The following is a 4,924-nucleotide window of genomic DNA, read 5'->3' as shown; positions in this document are numbered from 1 at the left end:
GCGGAACGAAACTATCATTGAAGGGCGATGATATTAGCTCGTCACCAAAACCCATCTGCTGAAACGGTGTAATTTCGTCTTGCGTGACGGCGAATGGCGAGTTACCAACACCGAACGGTCCGGAGGAAGAGAAACCGAAGGGATCACTTACGCTTTCGGGTACAGCTGACTCCATATCGCTAGTTTGATAGTTAGCGACTAATTCGTACTCACCGATCCGAATTAATGCGTTATCCGCAAGCTGGTGAAGTTCATTGTTCAGCGTTAGCTGCTCATGGACCAAGTGTGTTCCATTTTTACTGGTGTCTTGTATGTAAAAACTGCCGCCTTGAAATGAAATTTGGGCATGGTGCCCAGATATAAAACTCTCGGGGTCTACCAAAACCAACGTGTTTCCAGCCTTTCGGCCTATCGTCCCGCCTTTCTCATCGAATGAGGCGTTCAGCGGTTGAGCGATAGGCGCTCCTTTATATGTCAGCACTTGCAGCGTAAGGTTCATAAGGTCTGCGTTTACCTAACGTTGACAGAATTGTCCAATAGTGGCTTGCGATTTGCTTTAAAACACGCCTAAGGCTGTTATCGTAGGCCTCGTAAATTGTAGTGCACATTTGCCCCCTTGCTCGACGCATACTGAGTGGGACGTTACTCGTATGTTTACTTTTGGGGATTATTTTCTTCGGTGCTGCTTACCTGACTTGACATGCATTCAACTACGCTTTCCGTATAATTTGAATGTGCATCCGCGAGTTTTTTAGGGTCACCGAAGTCGCTTCGCAGTTCTGATAGCGTTCTCTTCGGATCGGGAGATTTGTTCAAGCTCAGCATTTTCGTATAGTTTTTGTACGCTAAACGGCGAGTGGGATCGAGTATGAACAAACCAGGCATATTGTTTGACGTGGAATCTATGACGCAATTCGTCATTGTTTCGGGCGATATTCCGTAATCCTTTATGTCCTTGTCTGTTTTCATTTGTTCCAAAATAGCCGCTTTATAGTCTTCTTTTTCCGAACATCCTGCCAATATCACTGACAGTAAGATTACTGAGATTTTAATCATGCCTTGCTCTTAAATATTCTGATTATAACTTCGAGCCATATTACGCATTCGAACCTTAAGCATTGCGTAGCCCAATAAATTAAATATACAAATTAAAAAAAAGCCCCCGCTATTTTTCAATAGCGAGGGCTTAAATCCTCTAAGCTTTTATGCTTAGACTTACATCAATTAGATGAAAGTCGGGATCAGCGGAGCGTCAACAGTTACCAATTGACGATTGCCGTTAGCATCCCAGAAGAACAACAGACCAGCGAACCGGCTGTCTGGATCGTAGATCAAGTCAGCCAAACGGTATACTTCCCAAGCCGCGTCTGAAGCGGTAACTTCAACGGTACGGGTTTCACCTGGGGCCAGTGGGCTGTTATCGCTAACAGTCAAGCCTTCTTCAGCCAACAAGTCGTCAGGATAAGCTGTGTCGTCTTCATGAACCGCAGGATCCAGGAAGCGAACACCCGCTGTGTTGAACTCGCCCAAACGAACCGGAGAATCACCGTTGTTGGTGATGGTCAGGGTCATTTGCATCGCACGACCAGGAACGCGGTAAGAAGCGTCATCAACTTTGACAGAAACAGTTGATTCTGGCATTTGATAAGTTTTCATACCACGCAACAAGCCAGCTTGCAACGGAGTGGTTACAGGATATTTTTCGTTGGTAGCACCCATAGAGGCTGCAACGATTACCATGGTACCAACAGCGAACAACATGCCGACTTTTTTGTCACCAGCTGAGATCAGAGAATCTGCTTTGCCAGTGCTTACAGCGATGTGACGTGGAACGAACAAAGGACGTTTGATCCAGAACAGCATCCATGCGAACGCGATCGCGAACCATACTGCGTGCCAGAAGTAAACGTTATCCAGAGCATAGTGTTCCAGATCGATGGTTTGGCCAGTCAAGGTGGTTACAGGATTAACGAACTCTTTCATTGAACCGGTAACAGTTACCCATTTACCAGGGCCGATGATCGGACCGCCGCCTTGTACGTTCATCATAGAGTGAACGTGCCAGTCGCCAGGGCGACGAGCTTTCAGCAGAACTTTAAATTCGTAAACTTCGCCCAGTTCCAAGGAAACTGAACGAGGAACCAATTGACCACCGATCCATGAACCAGCACGAATAAACACTGGACCAGGAATACCAACGTTCAAGAATGAAACTTCTGGCTTGTCAACAGTTTCCGGCCAACCTGCGAATACCAGGAATTTACCGGAAATGGTCATTGTATCGTTTACAGCCACTTCCTCTTTAGACCAGTTCAGGTCGAACCAGTGAATTGTCCGCATCCGCATAAAAGCAGCCTGAGATTTTTCACCATGAGCAGAAGCCGTAGGAGCGTAGAACATCGCTGTTGCCATTGCTACCAACAGTGCGACAAAGGACAGTTTCGCAACTTTGTCTTTTATTATTTTCATGATTCCTCCTCTATTACTAGAGAATTTTTAATTAAGACTTTCTGGCAGTTTCTAGAACCACCAGGTTCATTTTCTTACGTTATCTTCTAATTAAGACGCGTCGTCAGCGATGAAGTCGGTTTTAGCGAACCATCTGCCGAAGAAATGCCACAAGAAGTAGATGATGATAGAAACGAAACCGGAGAAGAACGCTGATACAGGAGCAACGTCTTTACCGAAAGTTCTTAAAGTACCTTTTTCAACCATCCGAATGTACTCAGGAGTACCGGTACGAACATAGTGATAGCCTTGCAAGTCAGCCAAAGTCATCATCATACCGTTGTACTCTACAGGAACGTGCAGAGGTGCGATTACCGGCCAGTTACCTGGGTAGAACAACAAGCCATAAGCAAGACCACCAACTACGGCAGTCAAAGTCATGCTATTGCCCAACATCAGGATTGTGTCCAGCACGATAGCGCCAGGAATCAGGTTTGAAGGGAAGCAAATGTTTACTGGGAAGTAAGTCCAACCCCAGAAGTTCATGTAACGGTTGATCCACTCACCAATCATCAGAGCAACCACAGACAAGGTTGCACCAAGCGGCAAACGGTATCTCCACCACAAGCAGGCTTGAACAGCAGCCGGGAAGGTGATAGAAACGATAGGCGCTACAGTTACCCACAGACGTCTATCTTTCCAGTCGGTCCAGAAGTCCCAGTCACCACCGGTCAACATGTAGTGAATGTGGTAACCGCCCAGAACCGCTGTGAACAGTGTAAAAAGAATCATCCAGTCAAACGTACGGGAAACTTGTACCGCTTCCGCACGAGAACGTACAGCTGATTGAGATGCGCTCATTAGCTTACCTCCTAAAGAATTAAAATTATATTTTTTACCACTCTCTTATCTTGCTCCGACCAATGGCGAACCGGAGCAAGAAAGGAGATAGTTTTTACTTTTAAAAGCCTGAATTAAGCCAGGTCTTTTTTCAGCAATTTGGTAATTGCCATTACTTCGGTGTTCACAACACCCATTATAGCCAGAGCAGCCCAACCAAAGAATACGAAACCGTAGTGCAATGGAGCAACGAACAACTCTTCCATAAACCAGAATGTGTGACCCCATTCGTTCAAACCAACGTTTGGCAGAATCATGAATGGACCGATAACTGCAACCAAATACATCAGATGCAAACCTTCTTGGTAGGTAGGCAGTCTGGTTTTTGCATACATGAAAGAAGCAGAACCAGTAATAATGTAGATTGGGTAAGACAGGTAAAACTCGATGATGTGACTTGGAGTAAAGTCGGTATCACGAACGATGGTTTGGTGCCATGTGCCATCTTGCTCGGTGAAGTAAGAAGCACCCCAGTAGATTGCCCAACCGTAGCAAACCAACCATGTCCAGTGAGTAAAGTGACGACGCAACTCTTCACGTGGAGTGATCGACATAACTTTACGATCACGAGTTTTCCAGATATAGCCGTTGATACCCGCGAACAGGATAACTTCGACTACGATCTCGATGTACAGCATATTCATCCAGTATGTTTCGAACTCAGGCGCGAATGAGTCAAGACCAGCTGACCAGCCGTAAACACCTTCGTACCAACGAATGAATGAATAAAAACCCAGGTACAGTGCAATGCCTGCCCACAGATTTTTTTGATTTAAAAGCGGTGCTTCCGCAGCATCAGCCTTAACTGATTCAGTTGTAGCAGCCATTTCTACCTCCTAAAAGATTGTCTAAATCCCCGATCAAATCGGGAGTTCTTTGTTTTTTCCTGATTACAAGCCTTCTAAATAGAAGACACCCCCTCCCTTGAGGTGCGTGGCAGTCTACCATCTTGCAAATCCTTGTCAAGTCAATTCATCGTTTCGAACATTACTCGCCTTCCACAATCTGAACAGCCGCGAACATTCAGCCATTTTGTCAGTTCAGACATTCAAATCCCAACCACACAACTTATTTGTAAATGTTGTGTATTCGTGAATCAGCCACATCGGCGCTTTTAGACATAGAGGGCTCATACAACCTTCGAATCCGGCTCAAATCAGCGTTTTTTCCAGCACCAATGCGCTTAATGAACAGGCAGGACGGCTGTGCAGCCTTTAGTTTGGCATCTGAGGGCTTGTAGCGATGCTCATCGAAGTTTTTAGCGTAGCGGAGTTTGAAGCCGCTTTCGAATGACTTAAAGACGAACGGCTGCTAAGGCTTGCAGCAATTGCGTATATATCTGCCGAATCGAGCGCATTCGGTGAAAACCTTGGAAGTGGAGCAGAGAAAACCTACGTGGCATCTGGAGACGCCGACACTTCATGCGTTAGCCGATGCGTCGCCCACTTGTTGCGTCGAAACGACGCGGCGTGGACGAGTCGGAGGGTCGAACGCCTAAACGGTCGCGTGATTTTTGCCGATTTTTTCCCGCTGGGATGCTCGAAAAAATCTTTCGGCAAAAATAGCGACTCTCCTG

General features: G+C 46.2%; 5 protein-coding genes. All 5 read right to left on the bottom strand.

The features are described from left to right. A partial coding sequence (locus AC3B8H_RS18560) for an FHA domain-containing protein (protein ID WP_488443017.1) occupies nucleotides 1-499 on the bottom strand: 499 nt, incomplete at its 3' end. A 155-nt stretch (nucleotides 500-654) separates the two neighbouring features. Continuing rightward, nucleotides 655-1,056, bottom strand: a complete 402-nt coding sequence (locus AC3B8H_RS18555) for a hypothetical protein (protein ID WP_488443016.1) — start codon at nucleotides 1,054-1,056, stop codon at nucleotides 655-657. Between the two features lie 168 nt (nucleotides 1,057-1,224). Continuing rightward, complete coding sequence (gene amoB / locus AC3B8H_RS18550; protein ID WP_488443015.1) at nucleotides 1,225-2,469, bottom strand: bacterial ammonia monooxygenase, subunit AmoB; 1,245 nt, start codon at nucleotides 2,467-2,469, stop codon at nucleotides 1,225-1,227. Nucleotides 2,470-2,559: 90 nt separating this feature from the next. Then, nucleotides 2,560-3,309 carry a bacterial ammonia monooxygenase, subunit AmoA gene (amoA, locus tag AC3B8H_RS18545; protein ID WP_488443014.1) on the bottom strand — a complete coding sequence of 250 codons (750 nt, stop codon included), beginning with the start codon at nucleotides 3,307-3,309 and terminating at the stop codon, nucleotides 2,560-2,562. Nucleotides 3,310-3,422: 113 nt separating this feature from the next. Continuing rightward, entirely contained in the window at nucleotides 3,423-4,175 is a 753-nt protein-coding gene (amoC, locus tag AC3B8H_RS18540; RefSeq protein ID WP_488443013.1) for a bacterial ammonia monooxygenase, subunit AmoC, read from the bottom strand. Between the last annotated feature and the right edge of the window lie 749 nt (nucleotides 4,176-4,924).

It is taken from the genome of Methylomonas sp. BG-2 (assembly GCF_057766305.1).
The sequence above is the reverse complement of the archived record's forward strand: the minus strand, read 5'-3'. Positions and strand labels throughout refer to the sequence as shown.

Excerpts from the sequence above, each read along its gene's own strand:
- AC3B8H_RS18555 (WP_488443016.1), bottom strand. The coding sequence starts at position 1,056 with ATGATTAAAATCTCAGTAATCTTACTGTCAGTGATATTGGCAGGATGT.
- amoB (WP_488443015.1), bottom strand. The coding sequence starts at position 2,469 with ATGAAAATAATAAAAGACAAAGTTGCGAAACTGTCCTTTGTCGCACTG.
- amoA (WP_488443014.1), bottom strand. The coding sequence starts at position 3,309 with ATGAGCGCATCTCAATCAGCTGTACGTTCTCGTGCGGAAGCGGTACAA.
- amoC (WP_488443013.1), bottom strand. The coding sequence starts at position 4,175 with ATGGCTGCTACAACTGAATCAGTTAAGGCTGATGCTGCGGAAGCACCG.